Here is a 21,567-nt window from a genome sequence, read left to right as displayed (position 1 = left end):
TAAGATCCTCGCTTTTTTCCTTCCCGAACTGAAATAAATTAGCGACCTGGCTGGTGGCTGGTTTATCATCAATGTAATTAATACAACCTGGTTTATCCCGTTTTCCCCTTTTCCTGAGGTTGATGTGCAGTTAACGAGTTTCACCGATTACGGATTACGTGCGCTAATCTATATGGCGTCGCTACCCGAAGGACGTATGACCAGTATTTCTGAGGTGACAGAAGTCTACGGCGTGTCCCGTAATCATATGGTCAAAATAATCAATCAACTTAGCCGGGCGGGCTTCGTTACTGCTATTCGAGGAAAAAATGGCGGTATCCGCCTGGGTAAACCGGCTAATGTTATTGTTATCGGTGATGTGGTTCGTGAGCTGGAACCTTTATCTCTGGTAAATTGCAGCAGCGAATTTTGCCACATTACTCCTGCCTGCCGACTCAAGCAGGCACTTTCGAAGGCCGTGCAAAGTTTTCTCAAGGAACTGGATAACTACACGCTTGCCGATTTGGTTGAAGAGAATCAACCGCTTTATAAATTATTGCTGGTGGAGTGACGAAAATCTTCATCAGAGCTGACAACGGAGGAACCGCCATGTCACAAGATCCTTTCCTGGAACGTGAAGCTGAAAAATACGCTAACCCTATCCCGAGCCGGGAATTTATCCTCGAACATTTAACAAAACGTGAAAAACCAGCCAACCGTGATGAGTTGGCTGCGGAACTGAACATTGAAGGTGAAGAGCAGCAGGAAGCCCTGCGCCGCCGTCTGCGCGCGATGGAACGCGACGGACAGCTGGTCTTTACCCGCCGCCAGTGCTATGCGCTGCCGGAACGCCTCGACCTGCTGAAAGGTACCGTTATCGGCCACCGTGATGGCTACGGCTTTTTGCGTGTCGAAGGACGTAAAGATGACCTGTATCTCTCCAGTGAGCAGATGAAAACCTGCATTCATGGCGATCAGGTACTGGCGCAGCCGCTGGGGGCCGATCGTAAAGGCCGCCGCGAAGCGCGTATCGTGCGCGTTCTGGTGCCGAAAACCAGCCAGATTGTCGGTCGTTACTTTACCGATGCGGGCGTGGGCTTTGTGGTGCCGGACGATAGCCGTCTGAGCTTCGACATCCTGATCCCGCCTGAAGAGGTGATGGGCGCGCGCATGGGCTTTGTGGTGGTGGTGGAACTCACCCAGCGCCCGACCCGCCGCACTAAAGCGGTCGGTAAAATCGTTGAGGTTCTCGGCGATAACATGGGCACTGGCATGGCTGTCGATATGGCGCTGCGCACCCATGAAATTCCTTATATCTGGCCGCAGGCGGTAGAACAGCAGATCGCCGGCCTGAAAGAAGAAGTGCCGGAAGAGGCGAAAGCAGGCCGCGTGGATCTGCGCGACTTACCGCTGGTGACGATTGATGGCGAAGACGCCCGTGACTTTGACGATGCGGTTTACTGCGAGAAGAAACGCGGTGGCGGCTGGCGCCTGTGGGTGGCTATCGCTGACGTAAGTTATTACGTGCGTCCGCCAACGCCGCTGGATCGCGAAGCGCGCAACCGTGGGACGTCGGTCTATTTCCCGTCGCAGGTTGTGCCGATGCTGCCGGAAGTGCTCTCCAATGGCCTGTGCTCGCTGAACCCGCAGCTTGACCGCCTGTGTATGGTCTGCGAAATGACCGTTTCATCAAAAGGGCGTTTAACCGGCTATAAATTCTACGAAGCGGTGATGAGTTCTCATGCGCGCCTGACGTATACCAAAGTCTGGCATATGCTACAGGGCGACCAGGACCTGCGCGAGCAGTATGCGCCGCTGGTCAGGCACATCGAAGAGCTGCATAACCTCTACAAAGTGCTGGATAACGCCCGCGAAGAGCGTGGCGGCATCTCATTTGAAAGCGAAGAAGCGAAGTTTATCTTCAATGCTGAACGTCGCATTGAACGTATCGAGCAGACGCAGCGTAATGACGCGCACAAGCTGATCGAAGAATGCATGATTCTGGCGAATATCTCGGCGGCGCGATTCGTTGAGAAAGCCAAAGAGCCTGCGCTGTTCCGTATCCACGACAAGCCGAGCACCGAGGCGATAACCTCCTTCCGTTCCGTTCTGGCGGAGCTGGGGCTGGAATTGCCGGGCGGCAATAAGCCGGAACCGCGTGATTATGCGGAACTGCTGGAGTCGATTGCCGACAGGCCTGACGCGGAAATGCTGCAAACCATGCTGCTGCGCTCAATGAAACAGGCAATTTACGATCCAGAAAACCGTGGCCACTTTGGTCTGGCATTGCAGTCTTACGCGCACTTTACCTCACCGATCCGCCGTTATCCTGACCTGTCGCTGCACCGCGCCATTAAGTATCTGCTGGCGCATGAGCAAGGGCATAAGGGCAATACGACGGAAACGGGCGGCTACCACTATTCGATGGAAGAGATGCTGCAACTGGGCCAGCACTGTTCTATGACCGAGCGCCGTGCTGACGAAGCCACGCGCGACGTCTCTGACTGGCTGAAGTGTGACTTCATGCTGGATCAGGTGGGGAACGTCTTTAAAGGGGTGATTTCCAGCGTAACCGGGTTCGGCTTCTTTGTTCGTCTGGATGAGCTGTTTATTGATGGTCTGGTACACGTCTCTTCGCTGGACAACGATTACTACCGTTTCGATCAGGTAGGGCAGCGTCTGATGGGGGAATCCAGCGGCCAGACCTACCGTCTGGGCGACCGCGTGGAAGTCCGCGTCGAAGCGGTCAATATGGATGAGCGTAAAATTGACTTTAGCCTGATCTCCAGCGAACGCGCCCCGCGCAACGTCGGTAAAACCGCGCGTGAGAAAGCGAAAAGAGGCGAAACGGCTAAAAATGCCGGTAAGCGTCGTCAGGTGGGCAAAAAGGTGAATTTCGAACCGGATAGCGCCTTCCGCGGCGAGAAAGCGAAAGGTAAGGCGAAGAAAGAGAAGAAAGCCAAAAATCCATCGGCAAAGACGCAGAAAATCGCTGCCGCGACAAAAGCGAAGCGCGCGGCGAAGAAAAAGTCAGCTGAGTAATTTCCCCCTCTCCCCCTGCGTGGAGAGGGCGTTTGTACTGTAGACCGGGCAGGCATCGCGCCGCCCGGCAAAATTGATCAATGAGAACCATCAATGAGTGAAATGATTTACGGCATCCACGCGGTGCAGGCTCTGCTGGAACGTGCGCCAGAGCGCTTTCAGGACGTCTTTATTCTGAAAGGGCGGGAAGATAAACGCCTGCTGCCGCTGATCCATGCGCTGGAAGCGCAGGGCGTGGTGATCCAACTGGCGAACCGCCAGTATCTTGATGAAAAAAGCGAGGGTGCGGTACATCAGGGGATCATTGCGCGCGTGAAGCCGGGACGCCAGTATCAGGAAAACGATCTTCCTGATCTGATCGCGAAGTTCGACAATCCCTTCCTGCTGATCCTCGACGGCGTGACCGATCCGCATAACCTCGGCGCCTGTCTGCGTAGCGCAGACGCCGCTGGCGTACATGCGGTCATTGTGCCGAAAGATCGTTCTGCACAGCTTAACGCAACGGCGAAAAAGGTGGCCTGCGGCGCAGCCGAAAGCGTGCCGCTGATCCGTGTGACCAACCTGGCGCGTACCATGCGTCTGTTGCAGGAAGAGAATATCTGGATTGTCGGTACGGCGGGCGAAGCTGACCATACGCTGTTCCAGAGCAAAATGACCGGCCGGATGGCGCTGGTGATGGGCGCTGAAGGCGAAGGGATGCGTCGTCTGACCCGCGAGCACTGTGATGAGCTGATCAGCATTCCGATGGCGGGCAGCGTGTCGTCGCTGAACGTCTCCGTCGCGACCGGGATCTGCCTGTTTGAAGCGGTGCGACAGCGCAGCTAAGCGCTTTTGACTGATGAAGCCATCCCTCGGGATGGCTTTTTTGTGACCGTTATCCCAGGCGTGTCCCCCGCAGGCTGACCATACTTAATGCGACTGCCATTGACGGAGGGAAACACAATGCACTGGCAAACGCATACCGTTTTTAACCAACCGGCACCGCTCAACAACAGCAATTTATTCCTGTCTGATGGCGCGCTTTGCGAGGCGGTCGCCCGTGAAGGCGCGGGCTGGGACAGCGATCTTCTCGCCAGCATCGGTCAACAACTGGGCACTGCGGAGTCGCTGGAGCTGGGGCGGCTGGCGAACGCCTTTCCACCTGAACTGCTACGTTACGATCCACAAGGGCAGCGGCTGGACGATGTCCGTTTTCATCCCGCCTGGCATCTGCTGATGCAGGGCCTGTGCGCTAACCGTGTGCATAACCTGGCCTGGGAAGAGAACGCCAGACAGGGGGCATTTGTCGCGCGGGCTGCGCGTTTTATGCTGCATGCGCAGGTGGAAGCGGGTACGTTGTGTCCAGTCACGATGACTTTTGCCGCCACGCCGCTGCTGCTACAGATGCTGCCATCCCCCTTCCACGACTGGTTAACGCCGTTACGCAGCGATCGCTATGATTCACACCTCCTGCCCGGAGGGCAAAAACGCGGCCTGCTGATTGGCATGGGCATGACGGAAAAGCAGGGCGGCTCCGATGTGCTGAGTAACACCACCCGGACAGAGCGACTGGACGACGGCGCCTGGCGCCTGGTGGGGCACAAATGGTTTTTCTCCGTGCCGCAAAGCGACGCGCACCTGGTGCTGGCGCAGACGAAAGGCGGATTATCCTGCTTTTTTGTCCCGCGTTTTTTGCCTGACGGGCAGCGAAACGGCGTTCGCCTTGAGCGACTGAAAGACAAACTGGGCAACCGCTCTAATGCCAGTTGCGAGGTTGAGTTTCAGGATGCGGTAGGCTGGCTACTGGGTGAGGAAGGCGAGGGGATTCGTCACATACTGAAGATGGGAGGGATGACCCGCTTTGATTGCGCGTTGGGCAGTCATAGTATGATGCGCCGGGCGTTTTCCGTGGCGATTTACCACGCGCATCAGCGGCAGGTGTTCGGCAAGTCTTTGATTGATCAGCCCATGATGCGGCAGGTTTTAAGTCGTATGGCGCTCCAGCTTGAAGGCCAGACGGCGCTGCTGTTTCGTCTGGCTCGTGCGTGGGATCGTCGTGGCGACCCGAAAGAAGCGCTCCGGGCGCGTTTGTTCACGCCAGCCGCGAAGTTTGCTATTTGCAAAAGCGGCATCCCCTTTGTTGCCGAGGCGATGGAAGTGCTCGGTGGCGTTGGCTATTGCGAGGAGAGCGAGCTGCCGCGCCTGTATCGTGAGATGCCGGTCAACAGCATCTGGGAAGGGTCGGGAAACGTCATGTGTCTGGACGTGCTGCGGGTGCTGAGTAAACAGACCGGCGTCTATGAGTTGCTCAGCGAGGCTTTTGCGGAGGTCAAAGGGCAGGATCGGCATTATGATCGGGCGGTACGTCAGCTGCAACAGCGCTTGCGCAAACCCGATGAAGCGCAGGGACGGGAGATAACGCAGCAGCTGTTCCTGCTCGGTTGCGGGGCGCAAATGCTGCGCTATGCTTCTCCGCCGTTGGCACAGGCCTGGTGCCAAATGATGCTGGACACGCGCGGCGTGTTACGCCTGTCTGAACAGGTGCAAAATGATCTGTTGCTGCGGGCAACGGGGGGATTGCGATAACGATTTGCCTGATGGCGGCGCGGGCGCGTCTTATCATGCCTGCGATCGGTGCAGGCCAGATAAGTTTACGCCATCAGGCAATCTGTTACGCATAAAGTATGGCTTGTACGCGCCAGTTATCGGGCTGCTGTTCTTCGTACATCTGGATAATCCGATACCACGAAGCGCCCTGCTCATCGGCTTTTAACGCAATGATACGTTCCACATCCTGCTGATTTCCCGAAATATTACTCACGGATATCAGACCAATTTCATTCAGGCCCGTTACGCAGTCCGCGCTGGCGAATTCGGCAGACTGCGCCGTCGTACTCACCAGGCCGGCAGAAAGCAGCAGTGAGGATAAGGCAAGAGATCGTTTCATCGTCAGCTCCTTTTACGTGACCCCGCATTCAACAGGGCATTCCATTGCGGTCATCCCATGATTTCATTGTGCACAGGTAAACGCATAGAGGCGCAAAGCAATGTAAAGCTGACTAAATTTCAACCTTCCGCTATTTACGATACAGGATGGCTTGCGAATACCATTGGCCTGTTACGATGGTTTCATCAACCAACAAAATAACGTAATAATCTGCTTTAGCGGCGGCGGCTTTCGCTCTGATCTCTGCCACAGCATCGTCAGGAGAACCCCGAACCATTGAGCTTACCGTTCCCAGGCGCTGCAACCCTTGTGTCTGGTCACGGCGAATTTCCTGAGGATGGTCAGCGACTGGCGGTGCTGGTTGCGGCGTCCCTTGCAATACGCTACAGGCGCTTAAAAACAGTACCAGCATCAATGGGGCGAACCGTCGCATAACTCTATCTCGTTTACTGATAGCCATAGTGTAGTGCCTTATTAATTTCCTTTAGGGGGAATGTTCCCAAATTGTTATCTCTCACGCGATTTTCGAATGAAAATAGAGTGAAAGCGTAATCCACTTCTCAACATTATGAATCATTGCCGTACTCATTAACTTGAGTTATGTATTTCTCCGTGGCATATCAGAGAAAGGGGGATATATGATAAAAATAGAAACACGGTACCTGGCAGGACATTCCATACTCCACGCGTTTCCTGACGGTAAATGTGACACGCCCCTTCCATGTATTATTTTTTACCACGGTTTTACCTCTTCCAGCCTGGTCTATAGCTACTTTGCGGTTGCCCTGGCGCAGGCCGGGTTCCGGGTTATCATGCCGGATGCGCCCGAGCATGGCGCGCGGTTTAGCGGTGATACGCAGGGGCGAATGGCCCAATTCTGGCAGATTCTGCGGCAAAACATGCAGGAATTCGCTGCGTTACGTGCGGCAGTTCAACAGGAAAACTGGGTGCTGGAAGAACGTCTGGCCGTGGGGGGCGCATCAATGGGCGGTATGACGGCGCTGGGGATCATGGCCCGCCACCCGGAGGTAAAATGCGTCGCCAGCCTGATGGGGTCGGGTTATTTCACCCGACTGGCGCATACGCTTTTTCCGCCATTAATTCCTGAGACGCCTGAGCAACAGCGAGAATTTGACGACATTATTGCTCCCCTGGCTGAGTGGGAGGTGGCGCATCAGTTGCCAAAACTGGCCGACCGGCCGCTGCTGCTATGGCATGGACAGGAAGATGACGTCGTCCCTGCGGTGGAAACGTTCCGCTTACAACAGGCGCTGATTCAGGCGAACAGGGATCAGAACCTGACCTGTCTGTGGGAAGCAGGCGTACGCCACCGTATTACGCCAGAGGCGCTGGCGGCAACGGTGTCGTTTTTCCGCCAGCATCTTTAAACGCGCAGAATGCTAACGCCTTGCGCTTCAAGCTGTTGCAGAATGTCAGGGTTAGCATTTTTGCCCGTAATCAGCGTGTCGATTTGATCGGCGCGGCTGAACAACATGCCTGCGCGCTCGCCGATCTTGCTGCTATCCACCAGCACCACCAGCTTTCCGACTACGCTGAGCATTTTCTGCTCGGCCATAGCGGTGAGCATATCGGTTTTATACAGTCCGTCTGCGGTCAGGCCTTTGCCGCTGGTAAACATCCAGTGCCCGGCATACAGGCTGTTTTCGCTGCCCTGGGGGCTAAGCGTGATGGACTGGCTCTTGTTGTACTGACCTCCCATGATGATCACGCTTTCATGTTCCTGATCGATCAGATAGTTCGCCAGCGGGAGATAGTTGGTGATGATCTGCACCGGCTTACCGCATATTTCTCTGCCCAGCAGAAAGGCGGTCGATCCACAGTTGATCACCACGCTTTCCCCAGGATTCACCAGTTGCGCTGCCGCTTTAGCAATGCGCACTTTTTCATCGTGGTTCTGCGCCTGATGCAGATTCATCGGCGTCCAGCGCGGACGTTGCTGAGCGATTGCTTCGGCGCCATTACGCACTTTTTTGAGCTTTCCGCTCTCATCGAGCTTGTTGATATCCCGACGCGCCGTGGCCGGTGAGATCCCCAGACGTTCGATCACATTCTCGACGGTAACAAAGCCCAATTGCGCCAGCATATCCAGCAATATTTGATGTCTTTGTGCTTCAGTCATGAGCTATTCCGATACGAATTGATTTTAAAAGATGATATTTGAAATAGCCTGAAAATACTAAAGTAAATATAGAAAAATGCCGGGAAAACCCGGCATCGGAGAACAATTACAGGAAGGATTTGAACGGTAAATCCGGTTCCATCGTGAAGCAGTCATCAAAACCACGCGGGTAGTGATATTCAAAGTTGTCTTTATCCAGTGGCCAGGTGAACTTACCGCCAACCTGCCAGATAAACGGCTTGAAGCCATACTTCAGGCGATCTTTTTTCATTTCCCACAGAACGCGAATTTCCTGCGGATCGGCCTGGAAGTTCGACCAGATATCATGGTGGAACGGAATCACAACTTTCGTGTTCAGCGCTTCCGCCATACGCAGCATGTCGGCGCTGGTCATCTTGTCGGTGATGCCACGCGGGTTCTCGCCATAGGAGCCGAGCGCCACGTCGATCTGATGCTCATTGCCGTGCTTCGCATAGTAGTTGGAGTAGTGAGAGTCGCCGCTGTGATACAGCGTACCGCCCGGCGTTTTGAACAGGTAGTTCACCGCGCGCGCATCCATGCCGTCCGGCAGTACGCCCGCCGCCTTTTGATCGGCCGGAAGCGTGATGAGCGCAGTACGATCAAACGCATCAAGCGCATGAATTTCGATGTCTTTCACTTTCACAACATCGCCCGGTTTGACCACGATGCAGCGCTCTTTCGGCACGCCCCAGCCAATCCACAGGTCAACGCAGGTTTGCGGCCCGATGAAAGGCACATCGTCAGCGCAGTTTTGCATCACCGCTGCGGCGACGTTGACGTCGATATGATCGTTATGATCGTGAGTGGCCAGCACGGCATCGATCTGGCGAATCGCGAAAGGATCGAGAACAAACGGCGTGGTGCGCAGGTTCGGCTGCAATTTCTTCACCCCTGCCATGCGCTGCATCTGATGGCCCGTTTTCATCAACGGATTGCCGTGGCTTTGTTTGCCGGTGCCGCACCAGAAATCAACGCATACGTTGGTGCCGCCTTCTGATTTCAGCCAGATGCCGGTGCAACCGAGCCACCACATAGCAAATGTGCCGGGCGCGACCTGTTCCTGTTCGATCTCTTCATTCAGCCAGCTTCCCCACTCAGGAAAGGTGCTCAGGATCCATGATTCACGCGTGATACTTTTCACTTTACTCATCGCATTTACCTTCATGTTTGTTCAAATTGAATCAGTGTGTGATTGGTTTTGATTAATCCTGACATTATTTTTTCAAGATGGCAACGGCATATTTTTGCTTGTGAAGGGCGGTCTGGAAGTAAAGGAGAACGTAATGAAGGGCGTATAACTATTGAAATTAAATATATCTATTTGATTAAAATGAGTTTTATTGATGGCTGGTTAACGTCGGGTTAATCCTTTTCTGAAGTGTGGGAATTATTTGCGTGGTGCGTCACAATTAATCAAATTCAATCTTGTTGTGATTACTTTTGAAAATTAGAGTGGTGACACAACAACCTGAGCGTACGCAGAGCTCAGCAACTTCGTCTACTGGAGATCGTTATGGAGATCCTCTACAACATCTTTACCGTTTTCTTTAACCAGGTTATGACCAATGCTCCGCTGCTACTGGGTATTGTCACCTGTCTGGGCTATATCCTCCTACGCAAAAGTGTCAGCGTTATTATCAAAGGTACGATAAAAACCATTATTGGTTTCATGTTATTACAGGCAGGGTCCGGCATCCTGACCAGTACCTTTAAGCCCGTCGTGGCGAAGATGTCTGAGGTGTATGGCATCAACGGCGCGATTTCTGATACTTACGCCTCCATGATGGCGACGATCGAGCGCATGGGCGACGCCTACAGTTGGGTCGGGTATGCCGTGCTGTTAGCGCTGGCATTGAATATCGGCTACGTGTTGTTGCGCCGGATTACCGGGATTCGCACCATCATGCTTACCGGGCATATCATGTTCCAGCAGGCAGGGCTGATCGCGGTGTTCTTCTACATCTTCGGTTATCCGATGTGGACCACCATTATCTGCACGGCGGTTCTGGTGTCCCTGTATTGGGGGATCACCTCCAATATGATGTATAAGCCGACGCAGGAAGTCACAGACGGCTGTGGTTTCTCCATTGGTCACCAGCAACAGTTTGCCGCATGGCTGGCGTATAAAGTCGCGCCATATCTTGGTAAAAAAGAAGAGAGCGTTGAAGATCTCAAACTGCCCGGCTGGCTGAATATCTTCCACGACAATATCGTCTCCACGGCAATTGTCATGACCATCTTCTTCGGCGCGATCCTGCTCTCTTTTGGCCTGGATGTGGTTCAGGCGATGGCGGGTAAAACGCACTGGTCTATCTATATCCTGCAAACCGGCTTCCAGTTCGCTGTCGCTATTTTCATCATCACGCAGGGCGTGCGCATGTTTGTCGCCGAACTGTCCGAAGCATTTAACGGTATCTCTCAGCGTCTGATCCCCGGTGCTGTGCTGGCGATTGACTGTGCGGCGATTTATAGCTTCGCGCCGAACGCGGTGGTCTGGGGCTTTATGTGGGGCACGATTGGTCAGCTGATCGCCGTTGGTATTCTGGTAGGTTGCGGCTCCTCCATTCTGATCATCCCTGGCTTTATCCCAATGTTCTTCTCTAACGCCACGATTGGCGTGTTCGCTAACCACTTTGGCGGCTGGCGCGCGGCGCTCAAGATTTGCCTGGTTATGGGCATGATCGAAATCTTTGGCTGCGTCTGGGCGGTGAAACTGACCGGTATGAGCGCCTGGATGGGAATGGCGGACTGGTCGATTCTGGCGCCTCCGATGATGCAAGGCTTCGTCAGCATCGGGCTGATGTTTATGAGCGTCATGATACTGATTTCACTGGCTTATATGTTCTTCGCAGGGCGCACATTGCGCGCTGAAGAAGATGCAGAAAAACAACTGGCAGAACACTCTGCTTAATAAGGAGTTCCGATTATGACCGTACGTATTCTGGCTGTTTGTGGTTGTGGGCAAGGCAGTTCAATGATCATGAAAATGAAAGTTGACCAGTTTCTGACGCAGCAGGGCGTTGCGCACACGGTAAATAGCTGCGCGGTGGGTGAGTACAAAAGTGAGCTGAACGGCGCGGACATCATTATTGCCTCGACGCACGTCGCCAGCGAAATCACCGTCTCCGGTAATAAATATGTGGTGGGCGTGCGCAATATGCTTTCCGCCGCTGATTTTGGTCCGAAACTGATGGAAGTGATCAAAGAGCACTTTCCGAACGACCTGAAATAAGGACGCAGCATGAAATTACGTGATTCGCTGGCGGAGAATAAGTCCATTCGCCTGAATGCAGAAGCGAGCACCTGGCAGGAGGCGGTGAAAATCGGCGTAGACCTGCTGGTGGAAGCGGATGTTGTGGAGCCGCGTTACTACCAGGCCATTCTTGATGGCGTAGAGCGTTTTGGTCCGTATTTTGTGATTGCGCCAGGCCTGGCGATGCCGCATGGCCGCCCGGAAGAGGGTGTCAAAAAAACCGGCTTCGCGCTGGTGACGCTGAAAACGCCGATGGTCTTCAATCACGAAGATAATGACCCGGTCGATATCCTCATCACGCTGGCGGCAGTGGATGCCCGCGCGCATCAGGAAGACGGCATCATGCAAATCGTCAACCTGTTTGAAGATGAAGCCAACTTTGACCGTTTACGCGCCTGCCGTACCGAGCAGGATGTGCTGGATTTAATTGATAACGCCACTGCGGCGGCAGTTTAAGTAAGGAATAGAAATGTCATTACCTATGTTGCAAGTTGCGCTGGATAACCAGACGCTGTCCCACGCTTACGAAACGACCCGCCTGATCGCGGAAGAAGTCGATATTATCGAAGTTGGCACCATCCTGTGCGTGGGTGAAGGCGTACGTGCGGTACGCGATCTGAAAGCGCTTTATCCGCATAAGATCGTGCTGGCTGACGCCAAAATTGCGGACGCGGGGAAAATTCTCTCTCGTATGTGCTTTGAAGCCAACGCGGATTGGGTGACGGTTATCTGCTGCGCGGATATCAACACCGCCAAAGGCGCGCTGGAAGTGGCGCAAGAGTTTAACGGCGATGTGCAGATTGAACTGACCGGCTACTGGACCTGGGAGCAGGCGCAGGAGTGGCGCGATGCGGGGATTCAGCAGGTGGTTTATCACCGTAGCCGTGATGCACAGGCCGCTGGCGTGGCCTGGGGCGAAGCGGATATCAGCGCGATCAAACGTCTCTCTGATATGGGCTTTAAAGTGACCGTGACCGGCGGCCTGGCGCTGGAAGACCTGCCGCTGTTTAAGGGCATTCCAATCCATGTCTTTATTGCCGGTCGCAGCATTCGCGACGCCGCCTCTCCGGTTGAAGCCGCGCGTCAGTTTAAACGTTCTATCGCCCAGTTGTGGGGATAAGGAGCGGATATGCTGTCTAAACAGACTCCGCTTGGCATCTACGAAAAAGCGCTCCCCGCCGGGGAGTGCTGGTTGGATCGCCTGCGGCTGGCGAAAGAACTGGGCTTCGATTTCGTTGAAATGTCTGTCGATGAAACCGATGCCCGCCTGGCGCGCCTCGACTGGAACCGTGAGCAGCGCCTGGCGCTGGTGAGCGCTATCGCTGAGACCGGCGTGCGGGTGCCGTCCATGTGCCTGAGCGCGCATCGTCGCTTTCCGTTGGGCAGCGAAGATGATGCTGTACGTGCGCAAGGGCTGGAGATCATGCGTAAAGCCATTCAGTTTGCGCAGGACATCGGTATTCGCGTCATCCAGCTTGCGGGTTACGACGTGTACTATCAGGAGGCCAACAATGAAACGCGCCGTCGTTTTCGTGATGGGCTGAAAGAGAGCGTCGAGATGGCAAGCCGTGCTCAGGTCACGCTGGCGATGGAGATCATGGATTACCCTCTGATGAACTCCATCAGCAAAGCGTTGGGTTATGCGCACTATCTTAATAACCCGTGGTTCCAGCTTTATCCTGATATCGGCAACCTGTCAGCCTGGGATAACGATGTGCAGATGGAGTTGCAGGCTGGAATGGGGCATATCGTCGCGGTTCATGTCAAAGATACGAAGCCAGGCGTGTTCAAGAACGTGCCGTTTGGTGAAGGTGTCGTCGATTTTGAACGCTGTTTCGCCACGCTCAAGCAGAGTGGGTATTGCGGGCCATACCTGATTGAGATGTGGAGTGAAACGTCGGACGATCCGGCGCGTGAGGTGGCGAAAGCGCGTGATTGGGTGAAAGCGCGTATGGCCAGCGCCGGTCTGGTGGAGACAGCATAATGCAAAAACTCAGGCAGCACGTTTTTGAAGCCAATATGGATTTGCCGCGTTATGGCCTGGTGACTTTCACCTGGGGCAACGTCAGCGCGATCGACAGGGAGCGCGGGCTGGTGGTCATTAAGCCTAGCGGGGTGGCTTATGAAACCATGAAAGCGGACGATATGGTGGTGGTGGATCTCCAGGGCAATGTGGTGGAAGGGCAGTGGCGGCCTTCTTCCGATACCGCCACGCATCTGGCGCTGTACCGTCGTTACCCTTCGCTGGGCGGCATCGTGCACACGCACTCTACGCATGCCACGGCGTGGGCGCAGGCAGGGCTGGCGATCCCGGCGCTGGGCACGACCCATGCGGACTACTTCTTTGGCGATATCCCCTGTACCAGGGCGTTAACCGAAGAAGAAGTGCAGGGTGAATATGAGCTGAACACCGGCCATGTGATTATCGAAACGCTGGGTGACGGTCAGCCGCTGCATACGCCTGGCGTCGTGGTGTATCAGCACGGGCCGTTTGCCTGGGGCAAAGATGCGCATGACGCCGTGCATAATGCGGTGGTGATGGAAGAGGTCGCGCGGATGGCATGGATTGCTCGCGGTATCAATCCGGCGCTCAGCCCGATCGACGATTATTTAATGAATAAACATTTTATGCGTAAGCATGGGCCTGACGCCTATTACGGACAAAAGTAAGACACGTGCCCTGGAATCATTACTTCCTTCGGGATGTTACCGGCCTGATTCCGGGGCCGCTTTTGCCGTAAAAAAAGCCCCCGGTGAAGGGGGCAAGTCAAACTATGGCAATGTTCTCGTTGGTTTTTCCTGGTGCTAGCGATAAATATCCGCGCTGGCGCGCATGTTGCCGTTACTTCCCGGTTCCCGGGTCAGGATGGCGTGGTAGTACGTTGCGCCTCGCGCATCTGTCTCTTCATTCAATGCCTGATCTGCTTCACTTTCAGTGGCGAAGTTATGGTTTATATAAATCACGCCTAAGCTCTGCACATCATCCATATTTCGTGCCTGGTGATTATCGATTTTGATGGCTGCCATCGCGTTTGCACTGAGCAAAAGCGCAGCCAGAAGGGTCATAACACGCGCTCGCATACTGTACCTCCTCGACTGCTGTGTCTGGTTAGCAATATCTCCTGTAAGTGAATTGCTTCTGATTTAATTTTAATCGCTACCAGCGAAGTCGATAGCGACCATTTCTGATGCAGTTGTTCAAAAAATTGGCGCGATGCCATGTGATTAATTTTAAATCACATGGTTAACCTGTCTTTGCGCTTCGTGTGAATTTTTGCGCAATCAACTTGTGTTTCCTCATGGGCGCAAGTATTATGACGCGTCATTTTTCAGCCGACCTTTAACACGTTCCTTGCCTCCCCGGGATTCGGCTGACCCAGACAGGAGGCTGAATAATCCGTAAGGAGCAATTCGATGCGTCATTACGAAATCGTTTTTATGGTCCATCCTGACCAGAGCGAACAGGTTCCGGGCATGATCGAGCGCTACACTGGTGCAATCACTGGTGCAGAAGGCAAGATCCACCGTCTGGAAGACTGGGGCCGCCGTCAGCTGGCTTACCCGATCAACAAACTGCACAAAGCTCACTACGTTCTGCTGAACGTTGAAGCGCCGCAGGAAGTGATCGATGAGCTGGAAACTAACTTCCGCTTCAACGATGCCGTTATCCGTAGCATGGTAATGCGTACTAAGCACGCTGTTACCGAAGCATCTCCGATGGTTAAAGCGAAAGACGAGCGCCGTGAGCGTCGCGATGATTTCGCAAACGAAACCGCAGATGATGCAGATGCTGGGGATTCTGAAGAGTAATTTCTGATGACCAACCGTCTGGCGTTGTCCGGCACCGTGTGCAGGATGCCCCTTCGAAAGGTCAGTCCATCAGGAATTCCGCACTGCCAGTTCGTGCTTGAGCATCGTTCTGTGCAGGAGGAAGCCGGGTTTCACCGGCAGGCGTGGTGTCAAATGCCCGTTATTGTTAGCGGACACGAAAACCAGGCCATTACTCACAGTATAACGGTCGGCAGCCGCATAACCGTTCAGGGGTTCATCTCTTGCCACAAGGCAAAGAACGGTCTGAGCAAAATGGTTCTGCATGCCGAGCAGATTGAATTGATAGATTCTGGAGACTAGCCATATGGCACGTTATTTCCGTCGTCGCAAGTTCTGCCGTTTCACCGCGGAAGGCGTTCAAGAGATCGACTATAAAGATATCGCTACGCTGAAAAACTACATCACCGAAAGCGGTAAGATTGTCCCAAGCCGTATCACCGGTACCCGTGCAAAATACCAGCGTCAGCTGGCTCGCGCTATCAAACGCGCTCGCTACCTGTCCCTGCTGCCGTACACTGATCGTCATCAGTAATCGGCCACGGTCCATTAATACGACTTTGAGAGGATAAGGTAATGCAAGTTATTCTGCTTGATAAAGTAGCAAACCTGGGTAGCCTGGGTGATCAGGTTAACGTTAAAGCGGGCTATGCTCGTAACTTCCTGGTACCACAGGGTAAAGCTGTTCCTGCTACCAAGAAAAACGTTGAATTCTTCGAAGCACGTCGCGCTGAACTGGAAGCTAAACTGGCTGACGTTCTGGCTGCTGCAAATGCACGCGCAGAGAAAATCAACGCCCTGGAAACCGTAACCATCGCGTCCAAAGCTGGCGACGAAGGTAAACTGTTCGGTTCCATCGGTACTCGCGACATCGCTGACGCTGTAACAGCAGCAGGCGTTGAAGTGGCTAAGAGCGAAGTTCGTCTGCCGAACGGCGTTCTGCGTACCACTGGTGAGCACGAAGTGAACTTCCAGGTTCACAGCGAAGTATTCGCTAAACTGACTGTAAACGTAGTAGCTGAATAAGTTTTATTCTTCTATCGCGTAAAAACGCCGGCCTTGTGCTGGCGTTTTGCTTTTCTGCCCCCCTGTTTTTCGCACTGGCTATTCTTTACCCTTTTCGGGATAATAAAAAATAAAACATTATTTCAAAGTGGTGATGGAATGGAGATAACCCACCAGCAACCCCTGTTCGCGCGTAAAAACGTTGTCTATCTGGGGGCGGCATTTTGTTGTCTGTTATGGGGAAGCGCCTACCCGGCGATAAAAAGCGGGTACGAGATCTTTCAGATTGCGACAGATGATATCCCGTCAAAAATTGTCTTTGCCGGATACCGTTTCTTGTTCGCGGGGTTATTGCTGCTGTTGCTGGCGATGGCGCAGCGTAAACCGATCGGCCGCTTAAGCCCGCGCCAGTTTGGTCAATTGACCCTGCTGGGGCTGACGCAAACCTCGCTGCAATATATCTTTTTCTATATCGGTCTGGCGTTCACCACGGGCGTGAAAGGATCGATCATGAATGCCACAGGCACTTTTTTTAGCGTGCTGCTGGCGCACTTCATCTACCAGAACGACAAACTGAGCTACAACAAAACCCTCGGCTGTATTCTTGGCTTTGCCGGGGTGATGGTGGTGAACTTCAACAGCGGGCTGATGGATTTCAGCTTTAGCCTGTTGGGTGATGGCTCCGTGGTGCTGGCTGCTTTTATTCTTTCTGCCGCGACCCTTTACGGTAAACGTATTTCGCAGACGGTTGACCCAACGGTGATGACGGGCTATCAGCTTGGCATCGGCGGCCTGGCGCTGGTGATTGGCGGCTATGCCTTCGGCGGCTCGCTCTCCGTGCACGGCCTCTCTTCTGTGGCGATTCTGGGCTATCTGACGCTGCTCTCGTCTGTTGCTTTTGCGCTGTGGAGTATTTTGCTCAAGTACAACCGCGTCGGGATGATTGCGCCGTTTAACTTCCTGATTCCGGTTTCCGGTGCGGTGCTGTCGGCGATTTTCCTCGGCGAAAATATTTTTGAATTGAAATATGCGGTTGCGTTGGTGCTGGTGTGTTCGGGGATCTGGTGGGTGAACAAGGTGAAGCGGTAACGCCTGATGGCGCTACCGCTTATCAGGCCTGCAATCGCGGGTGCCGTAGGCCGGATAAGGCGATGCCGCCATCCGGCAATTTGCGCGCTTAACGGGCGCGAATAAAGCTGCCGTTTGGCTGACGGGTAAACAGAACCTGTTGGTCATTACCGGTATCGATGGTCAATCCTGTCACCACGCCATTCGCATTCTGGCGGATCTGCACCATCTGGCCATCTTTCAGATTGCTCAGCGGCTTGCCTGCGCCTTCAACCTGCGCCATCGCGTAAACGTCCGTTGGCGGCAGGCCGTGGTCACGGAACAACTGCGCCAGCGTTTTACCTGACTCCACGCGATAGGAACGCCACTGCTGGTCAATTCCCCCGTTCTGCTGGAAAGGCTGTGTTTGCGGCTGGGATTGCTGCGTCTGCGGCGGTTCTTCCGGTTGGCCTTCCTGGATGGGTTCCGGCGCCACGGGGGCGACCTGTCCCGGATCGTTTTGCGGGGCGACCAGTTGCGCCTGAAGTTCGGCTTCCGTCGGCGGTTGCGACTGTGACTGGATATCTGTCTGGACATTACGCGTGACGACGGGCGTATCGCGGGTATCATTCGAGGGAAGCAGAAAACCGACCACCAGCATGATAGCGGCAATAATAATGCCACGGCGATGCATAGGCGGCAGCGGGTCCATGATGCGAAAATTGTCCGGTGCATGCCAGATTTTCGCCAGGGTTGGTTTTAGTTCAAAGCGCCCGGGCATGGCTTTCCTCCTGCTCCGCGTCTCGTTCCTCAATCATAGAGTATAGATGCCTAACGCTATGATGTTCGTAGTTATACCCGCTTTCGTGACATCAGCATGGGTTATTCTTATTGTTTCTTTTTCCCCGCGATTTGTCATCTCTTCCCGAGACAAAGTTTTACCGGAAGAGACGTGGCTGTTATGCTGCCCGCTACTTTACCTCCGATGAAAGGAAATATGATGGCAACCCCGACTTTTGACACTATCGAAGCGCAAGCAAGCTACGGCATTGGTTTACAGGTAGGGCAGCAGCTGAGCGAATCCGGTCTGGAAGGTCTGTTGCCTGAAGCGCTGGTGGCAGGTATCGCTGATGCGCTGGAAGGCAAACACCCGGCAGTGCCTGTTGATGTGGTGCATCGCGCGCTGCGTGAAATCCACGAACGTGCGGATGCCGTACGTCGCGAACGCTTCCAGGCAATGGCGGCAGATGGCGTCAAATATCTGGAAGAAAACCGTGAGAAAGAGGGTGTGAACAGCACCGAATCCGGTCTGCAATTCCGTGTGATCACCCAGGGTGAAGGTGCGATTCCGGCGCGTACTGACCGTGTACGTGTACACTACACCGGCAAACTGATCGACGGCACCGTATTTGACAGCTCCGTTGCGCGCGGTGAACCGGCTGAATTCCCGGTGAACGGCGTGATCCCAGGCTGGATTGAAGCGCTGACCCTGATGCCGGTTGGTTCCAAATGGGAACTGACTATCCCTCAGGAACTGGCCTACGGCGAGCGTGGCGCGGGCGCGTCCATTCCTCCGTTCAGCACTCTGGTGTTTGACGTAGAACTGCTGGAAATCCTGTAAGCAGTGACTTCTGTTCCCCTCTTTGTTGGGGGGAACAGAAAATATGCAAGAAAACCGTAAGTTAGCCAGATGTCGATATTTTATCTTGCAAATGTAGCTATTGCGTGTATTTTTGTGAGCTAATTCGCGTTGCCAGAGTGATATGACACTCACTTTAAACATATAATTAACATTATATCTAAATCTTAGTATTCATCCCGCCGATTCTTACCTAATATCGATGAGTCCTGATAACAGGATCGTCGTATCATATGACGCACTAAAGGCCGCAGAGCCTGCACAACACAGACAGGTACAGGAAGAAAAAACATGGTAGATCAGGTAAAAGTCGTTGCCGACGAACAGGCACCGGCTGAACAGTCGCTACGGCGCAATCTCACAAACCGTCATATTCAGCTTATTGCGATTGGCGGCGCCATCGGCACCGGCTTATTTATGGGCTCTGGTAAAACGATCAGCCTCGCCGGGCCGTCGATCATTTTCGTTTATATGATCATCGGTTTTATGCTCTTTTTCGTCATGCGGGCAATGGGTGAATTGCTGCTCTCGAATCTGGAATATAAATCCTTCAGTGATTTCGCTTCCGACCTGCTCGGGCCGTGGGCGGGATATTTCACCGGCTGGACTTACTGGTTCTGCTGGGTGGTCACCGGGATGGCGGACGTCGTTGCGATTACCGCCTATGCGCAGTTTTGGTTCCCCGGCCTTTCCGACTGGGTCGCCTCGCTGGCGGTCGTTGTTCTGCTGCTGAGCCTTAACCTTGCGACCGTGAAAATGTTCGGCGAGATGGAGTTCTGGTTTGCGATGATCAAGATTGTCGCTATCGTGGCGCTGATCGTCGTCGGTCTGGTGATGGTTATGATGCACTTCAAATCACCGACCGGGGTTGAAGCGTCGTTTACTCATCTGTGGAATGATGGCGGCTGGTTCCCGAAAGGGATCAGCGGCTTCTTTGCGGGCTTCCAGATAGCGGTATTCGCGTTCGTGGGGATTGAGCTGGTGGGCACCACCGCCGCAGAGACCAAAGACCCGGAGAAATCCCTACCGCGCGCGATTAACTCAATCCCGATTCGTATCATCATGTTCTACGTTTTTGCGCTGATCATCATTATGTCGGTCACGCCGTGGAGCTCGGTAGTACCAACCAAAAGCCCGTTTGTTGAGCTGTTTGTACTGGTAGGACTGCCGGCCGCCGCCAGCCTGATTAACTTCGTGGTGCTGACGTCTGCGGCCTCTTCCGCCAACAGCGGCGTGTTTTCTACCAGCCGTATGCTGTTTGGTCTGGCGCAAGAGGGCGTGGCGCCGAAAGCGTTCGCTAAATTGTCTAAGCGCGCGGTGCCGGCGAAAGGGCTGACCTTCTCCTGTATCTGTCTGCTGGGCGGCGTGGTGATGCTGTACATCAATCCGAGCGTGATTGGCGCGTTCACCATGATCACGACGGTGTCGGCTATTCTGTTCATGTTTGTCTGGACCATCATTCTCTGCTCGTACCTGGTGTACCGTAAGCAGCGTCCGCACCTGCATGAGAAGTCCATCTATAAGATGCCGCTTGGTAAGCTGATGTGCTGGGTGTGTATGGCGTTCTTCGTCTTTGTGCTGGTACTGCTGACGCTGGAAGATGATACCCGTCAGGCGCTGATCGTCACGCCGCTGTGGTTTATTGCGCTGGGGCTGGGCTGGCTGTTTATCGGTAAGAAACGTATGGCAGGAGTGCGTTAATCTTGATGCCCGGTGGCGCAAAGCTTACCGGGCCTACGGATTGTAGGCCGGATAAGCGTTAGCGCCATCCGGCAACACATCATTCCCCGGCCAGTGCGCGCGGGAACAAGACGTTGTTTTCCAGACTGATGTGTTCCATCAGATCGTCAATCATTTCATTAATGCCGTTGTACATCGCTTTCCAGGTGGTGCAGGCTTCTGGCGGCGGCGTGACGTTGTTGGTGGTGTGTTTGATCACTTCCAGCAATTCGCCAGCGTCATCGTGTTCGCTTTCCATGACGCTAATCGGGCCCATTGCCTGGCTTCCCATGCCTTGTTTGATCATCGGGAACAGGATCTGCTCCTCTTTCATCATGTGGCTGGAAAGTTCCTGATGCAGCATAGTCAGGTATTTCGCCAGACCTTTCGGTACGCTGGGTTTGTCTGCGTGAACGCGTTCCACTTTGGTGGCTTGCAGGATCAGCTCCGGCAGTTGCTCGCGGTGTCTGTCGTGGTAGCGCACGATAATGTGGTCGATAATTTCGGCCAACGGCGCGGTACGCCAGTCCTTCTCAATCGGTTGTTCAGCCAACTGTGCCAGTTCTGCTTCAATGGCTTCTACATCCAGCTCTTTACGTGCAGCAGCGCGCGCGAGCGTCTGCTTACCACCGCAACAGTAATCCATATCGTACTTACGAAACAGCGCCGAGGCGCGAGGAATAGAGAGCGCCAGTTCACCTAAAGGTTGATCGCGAAAAGACATAGCCGTTACCTCATTCTCAATAATATAAGATGTATTTTAAATGCATCTTTAAGCCGAAGATATAACCCTTTCGGGTCAGAATAAAATGTGATGACCATCACAAAAAAATTTTATGCCTTAACGTGCTGAATCTTATTGAAAAGGGCAGGAATACGCGCGGCAAGCCGCCGGACAAAATTAAATATGCCGGCGGCACTGCCGATAGTTAGACCTCTGACAATACCTGCATAATAAAAGGCAACAA

25 protein-coding genes are annotated in these 21,567 nt (G+C 53.8%); 18 read left to right on the top strand and 7 right to left on the bottom strand.

Annotated features, from left to right (window positions below):
* The first annotated feature begins 124 nt into the window (after nucleotides 1-124).
* From nsrR to OGV50_RS05355, 4 genes are all read left to right on the top strand, one after another.
* Nucleotides 125-550, top strand: coding sequence for a nitric oxide-sensing transcriptional repressor NsrR (gene nsrR, locus OGV50_RS05370; protein ID WP_024130794.1), 426 nt, complete (start codon nucleotides 125-127; stop codon nucleotides 548-550).
* Nucleotides 551-588: 38 nt separating this feature from the next.
* Nucleotides 589-3,021, top strand: coding sequence for a ribonuclease R (gene rnr, locus OGV50_RS05365; RefSeq protein ID WP_200091190.1), 2,433 nt, complete (start codon nucleotides 589-591; stop codon nucleotides 3,019-3,021).
* A 93-nt stretch (nucleotides 3,022-3,114) separates the two neighbouring features.
* Nucleotides 3,115-3,846, top strand: coding sequence for a 23S rRNA (guanosine(2251)-2'-O)-methyltransferase RlmB (gene rlmB / locus OGV50_RS05360; RefSeq protein ID WP_012134428.1), 732 nt, complete (start codon nucleotides 3,115-3,117; stop codon nucleotides 3,844-3,846).
* Between the two features lie 117 nt (nucleotides 3,847-3,963).
* Nucleotides 3,964-5,586, top strand: coding sequence for an isovaleryl-CoA dehydrogenase (locus tag OGV50_RS05355; protein WP_200091212.1), 1,623 nt, complete (start codon nucleotides 3,964-3,966; stop codon nucleotides 5,584-5,586).
* An 85-nt stretch (nucleotides 5,587-5,671) separates the two neighbouring features.
* Here OGV50_RS05355 and yjfN read toward each other — a convergent pair whose 3' ends face one another.
* Both yjfN and bsmA read right to left on the bottom strand, forming a co-directional pair.
* Entirely contained in the window at nucleotides 5,672-5,947 is a 276-nt protein-coding gene (gene yjfN, locus OGV50_RS05350) for a DUF1471 family protease activator YjfN (protein WP_012134425.1), read from the bottom strand.
* 130 nt (nucleotides 5,948-6,077) lie between these two features.
* Nucleotides 6,078-6,407, bottom strand: a complete 330-nt coding sequence (gene bsmA, locus OGV50_RS05345) for a biofilm peroxide resistance protein BsmA (protein ID WP_012134424.1) — start codon at nucleotides 6,405-6,407, stop codon at nucleotides 6,078-6,080.
* 178 nt (nucleotides 6,408-6,585) lie between these two features.
* Between bsmA and yjfP the strand changes: the two genes are divergently transcribed.
* Complete coding sequence (gene yjfP, locus OGV50_RS05340; RefSeq protein ID WP_200091219.1) at nucleotides 6,586-7,335, top strand: esterase; 750 nt, start codon at nucleotides 6,586-6,588, stop codon at nucleotides 7,333-7,335.
* Here the strand turns inward: yjfP and ulaR are convergent.
* Together ulaR and ulaG are read right to left on the bottom strand one after the other, a co-directional pair.
* Entirely contained in the window at nucleotides 7,332-8,087 is a 756-nt protein-coding gene (ulaR, locus tag OGV50_RS05335) for an HTH-type transcriptional regulator UlaR (protein ID WP_012134422.1), read from the bottom strand. The two genes, yjfP and ulaR, sit on opposite strands and share 4 nt — an antisense overlap.
* A 106-nt stretch (nucleotides 8,088-8,193) precedes the next feature.
* The gene (gene ulaG / locus OGV50_RS05330) at nucleotides 8,194-9,258 is read right to left on the bottom strand and encodes an L-ascorbate 6-phosphate lactonase (RefSeq protein ID WP_024130791.1); all 1,065 of its coding nucleotides are present in this window, start codon (nucleotides 9,256-9,258) and stop codon (nucleotides 8,194-8,196) included.
* Between the two features lie 363 nt (nucleotides 9,259-9,621).
* Here ulaG and ulaA point away from each other — a divergent pair, with 363 nt between their 5' ends.
* Genes ulaA through OGV50_RS05300 form a run of 6 tightly spaced genes read left to right on the top strand, consistent with a single transcriptional unit; the run spans nucleotide 9,622 to nucleotide 14,031 of the window.
* Nucleotides 9,622-11,019 (top strand): PTS ascorbate transporter subunit IIC, encoded by a 1,398-nt coding sequence (gene ulaA / locus OGV50_RS05325; RefSeq protein ID WP_012134419.1) that lies wholly within the window; start codon nucleotides 9,622-9,624, stop codon nucleotides 11,017-11,019.
* A 15-nt stretch (nucleotides 11,020-11,034) separates the two neighbouring features.
* Nucleotides 11,035-11,340 (top strand): PTS ascorbate transporter subunit IIB, encoded by a 306-nt coding sequence (gene ulaB, locus OGV50_RS05320; RefSeq protein WP_024130790.1) that lies wholly within the window; start codon nucleotides 11,035-11,037, stop codon nucleotides 11,338-11,340.
* Nucleotides 11,341-11,349: 9 nt separating this feature from the next.
* Nucleotides 11,350-11,817, top strand: a complete 468-nt coding sequence (gene ulaC / locus OGV50_RS05315; RefSeq protein WP_012134416.1) for a PTS ascorbate transporter subunit IIA — start codon at nucleotides 11,350-11,352, stop codon at nucleotides 11,815-11,817.
* 13 nt (nucleotides 11,818-11,830) lie between these two features.
* The gene (gene ulaD / locus OGV50_RS05310) at nucleotides 11,831-12,481 is read left to right on the top strand and encodes a 3-keto-L-gulonate-6-phosphate decarboxylase UlaD (protein WP_024130789.1); all 651 of its coding nucleotides are present in this window, start codon (nucleotides 11,831-11,833) and stop codon (nucleotides 12,479-12,481) included.
* A 9-nt stretch (nucleotides 12,482-12,490) separates the two neighbouring features.
* A complete protein-coding gene (locus OGV50_RS05305; protein ID WP_012134413.1) occupies nucleotides 12,491-13,345 on the top strand; it encodes an L-ribulose-5-phosphate 3-epimerase in 855 nt (284 codons plus the stop codon).
* Nucleotides 13,345-14,031, top strand: coding sequence for an L-ribulose-5-phosphate 4-epimerase (locus tag OGV50_RS05300; RefSeq protein WP_012134412.1), 687 nt, complete (start codon nucleotides 13,345-13,347; stop codon nucleotides 14,029-14,031). The genes OGV50_RS05305 and OGV50_RS05300 overlap by 1 nt, the downstream gene beginning before the upstream one ends.
* A gap of 135 nt (nucleotides 14,032-14,166) precedes the next feature.
* Here OGV50_RS05300 and yjfY read toward each other — a convergent pair whose 3' ends face one another.
* Nucleotides 14,167-14,442, bottom strand: coding sequence for a DUF1471 family protein YjfY (gene yjfY, locus OGV50_RS05295; RefSeq protein ID WP_024130788.1), 276 nt, complete (start codon nucleotides 14,440-14,442; stop codon nucleotides 14,167-14,169).
* A 333-nt stretch (nucleotides 14,443-14,775) separates the two neighbouring features.
* On the opposite strand from yjfY, the gene rpsF reads away from it, so the two are divergent.
* The 5 genes from rpsF to OGV50_RS05270 all read left to right on the top strand — a co-directional run bounded on the left by rpsF (nucleotide 14,776) and on the right by OGV50_RS05270 (nucleotide 17,283).
* Nucleotides 14,776-15,171, top strand: coding sequence for a 30S ribosomal protein S6 (gene rpsF, locus OGV50_RS05290; protein WP_012134408.1), 396 nt, complete (start codon nucleotides 14,776-14,778; stop codon nucleotides 15,169-15,171).
* Nucleotides 15,172-15,177: 6 nt separating this feature from the next.
* Nucleotides 15,178-15,492: a primosomal replication protein N gene (priB, locus tag OGV50_RS05285; protein ID WP_012134407.1), complete on the top strand. Its 315-nt coding sequence runs from the start codon at nucleotides 15,178-15,180 to the stop codon at nucleotides 15,490-15,492.
* A gap of 4 nt (nucleotides 15,493-15,496) precedes the next feature.
* A complete protein-coding gene (rpsR, locus tag OGV50_RS05280; protein WP_000135199.1) occupies nucleotides 15,497-15,724 on the top strand; it encodes a 30S ribosomal protein S18 in 228 nt (75 codons plus the stop codon).
* 41 nt (nucleotides 15,725-15,765) lie between these two features.
* Nucleotides 15,766-16,215, top strand: coding sequence for a 50S ribosomal protein L9 (rplI, locus tag OGV50_RS05275; protein WP_012134405.1), 450 nt, complete (start codon nucleotides 15,766-15,768; stop codon nucleotides 16,213-16,215).
* A gap of 138 nt (nucleotides 16,216-16,353) precedes the next feature.
* Complete coding sequence (locus tag OGV50_RS05270; protein ID WP_012134404.1) at nucleotides 16,354-17,283, top strand: DMT family transporter; 930 nt, start codon at nucleotides 16,354-16,356, stop codon at nucleotides 17,281-17,283.
* Between the two features lie 88 nt (nucleotides 17,284-17,371).
* Here OGV50_RS05270 and OGV50_RS05265 read toward each other — a convergent pair whose 3' ends face one another.
* Nucleotides 17,372-18,022 carry an OapA family protein gene (locus OGV50_RS05265; RefSeq protein ID WP_115615209.1) on the bottom strand — a complete coding sequence of 217 codons (651 nt, stop codon included), beginning with the start codon at nucleotides 18,020-18,022 and terminating at the stop codon, nucleotides 17,372-17,374.
* Between the two features lie 219 nt (nucleotides 18,023-18,241).
* Between OGV50_RS05265 and bamJ the strand changes: the two genes are divergently transcribed.
* Together bamJ and cycA are read left to right on the top strand one after the other, a co-directional pair.
* Nucleotides 18,242-18,862 carry a BamJ family beta-barrel-assembly machinery protein gene (gene bamJ, locus OGV50_RS05260; protein WP_024130787.1) on the top strand — a complete coding sequence of 207 codons (621 nt, stop codon included), beginning with the start codon at nucleotides 18,242-18,244 and terminating at the stop codon, nucleotides 18,860-18,862.
* Between the two features lie 309 nt (nucleotides 18,863-19,171).
* Nucleotides 19,172-20,581: a D-serine/D-alanine/glycine transporter gene (cycA, locus tag OGV50_RS05255; RefSeq protein WP_012134401.1), complete on the top strand. Its 1,410-nt coding sequence runs from the start codon at nucleotides 19,172-19,174 to the stop codon at nucleotides 20,579-20,581.
* 79 nt (nucleotides 20,582-20,660) lie between these two features.
* On the opposite strand, the gene ytfE is transcribed toward cycA, so the two are convergent.
* Nucleotides 20,661-21,323: an iron-sulfur cluster repair protein YtfE gene (gene ytfE, locus OGV50_RS05250; RefSeq protein WP_012134400.1), complete on the bottom strand. Its 663-nt coding sequence runs from the start codon at nucleotides 21,321-21,323 to the stop codon at nucleotides 20,661-20,663.
* Nucleotides 21,324-21,567: the final 244 nt, after the last annotated feature.

Source organism: Citrobacter sp. CK180, from assembly GCF_030333655.1.
Classification (GTDB): domain Bacteria; phylum Pseudomonadota; class Gammaproteobacteria; order Enterobacterales; family Enterobacteriaceae; genus Citrobacter_B; species Citrobacter_B koseri.
The sequence above is the reverse complement of the archived record's forward strand: the minus strand, read 5'-3'. Positions and strand labels throughout refer to the sequence as shown.

Bases quoted from the DNA above. Each gene is read 5' to 3' on its own strand.
- ulaD (WP_024130789.1), top strand. From the start codon at position 11,831: ATGTCATTACCTATGTTGCAAGTTGCGCTGGATAACCAGACGCTGTCC.
- bsmA (WP_012134424.1), bottom strand. From the start codon at position 6,407: ATGGCTATCAGTAAACGAGATAGAGTTATGCGACGGTTCGCCCCATTG.
- yjfY (WP_024130788.1), bottom strand. From the start codon at position 14,442: ATGCGAGCGCGTGTTATGACCCTTCTGGCTGCGCTTTTGCTCAGTGCA.
- cycA (WP_012134401.1), top strand. From the start codon at position 19,172: ATGGTAGATCAGGTAAAAGTCGTTGCCGACGAACAGGCACCGGCTGAA.
- rpsF (WP_012134408.1), top strand. From the start codon at position 14,776: ATGCGTCATTACGAAATCGTTTTTATGGTCCATCCTGACCAGAGCGAA.
- ulaB (WP_024130790.1), top strand. From the start codon at position 11,035: ATGACCGTACGTATTCTGGCTGTTTGTGGTTGTGGGCAAGGCAGTTCA.
- OGV50_RS05265 (WP_115615209.1), bottom strand. From the start codon at position 18,022: ATGCCCGGGCGCTTTGAACTAAAACCAACCCTGGCGAAAATCTGGCAT.
- rplI (WP_012134405.1), top strand. From the start codon at position 15,766: ATGCAAGTTATTCTGCTTGATAAAGTAGCAAACCTGGGTAGCCTGGGT.
- OGV50_RS05305 (WP_012134413.1), top strand. From the start codon at position 12,491: ATGCTGTCTAAACAGACTCCGCTTGGCATCTACGAAAAAGCGCTCCCC.
- ytfE (WP_012134400.1), bottom strand. From the start codon at position 21,323: ATGTCTTTTCGCGATCAACCTTTAGGTGAACTGGCGCTCTCTATTCCT.
- priB (WP_012134407.1), top strand. From the start codon at position 15,178: ATGACCAACCGTCTGGCGTTGTCCGGCACCGTGTGCAGGATGCCCCTT.
- OGV50_RS05270 (WP_012134404.1), top strand. From the start codon at position 16,354: ATGGAGATAACCCACCAGCAACCCCTGTTCGCGCGTAAAAACGTTGTC.
- yjfN (WP_012134425.1), bottom strand. From the start codon at position 5,947: ATGAAACGATCTCTTGCCTTATCCTCACTGCTGCTTTCTGCCGGCCTG.
- OGV50_RS05300 (WP_012134412.1), top strand. From the start codon at position 13,345: ATGCAAAAACTCAGGCAGCACGTTTTTGAAGCCAATATGGATTTGCCG.
- ulaR (WP_012134422.1), bottom strand. From the start codon at position 8,087: ATGACTGAAGCACAAAGACATCAAATATTGCTGGATATGCTGGCGCAA.
- ulaC (WP_012134416.1), top strand. From the start codon at position 11,350: ATGAAATTACGTGATTCGCTGGCGGAGAATAAGTCCATTCGCCTGAAT.
- bamJ (WP_024130787.1), top strand. From the start codon at position 18,242: ATGGCAACCCCGACTTTTGACACTATCGAAGCGCAAGCAAGCTACGGC.
- OGV50_RS05355 (WP_200091212.1), top strand. From the start codon at position 3,964: ATGCACTGGCAAACGCATACCGTTTTTAACCAACCGGCACCGCTCAAC.
- yjfP (WP_200091219.1), top strand. From the start codon at position 6,586: ATGATAAAAATAGAAACACGGTACCTGGCAGGACATTCCATACTCCAC.
- rnr (WP_200091190.1), top strand. From the start codon at position 589: ATGTCACAAGATCCTTTCCTGGAACGTGAAGCTGAAAAATACGCTAAC.
- rlmB (WP_012134428.1), top strand. From the start codon at position 3,115: ATGAGTGAAATGATTTACGGCATCCACGCGGTGCAGGCTCTGCTGGAA.
- ulaA (WP_012134419.1), top strand. From the start codon at position 9,622: ATGGAGATCCTCTACAACATCTTTACCGTTTTCTTTAACCAGGTTATG.
- ulaG (WP_024130791.1), bottom strand. From the start codon at position 9,258: ATGAGTAAAGTGAAAAGTATCACGCGTGAATCATGGATCCTGAGCACC.
- rpsR (WP_000135199.1), top strand. From the start codon at position 15,497: ATGGCACGTTATTTCCGTCGTCGCAAGTTCTGCCGTTTCACCGCGGAA.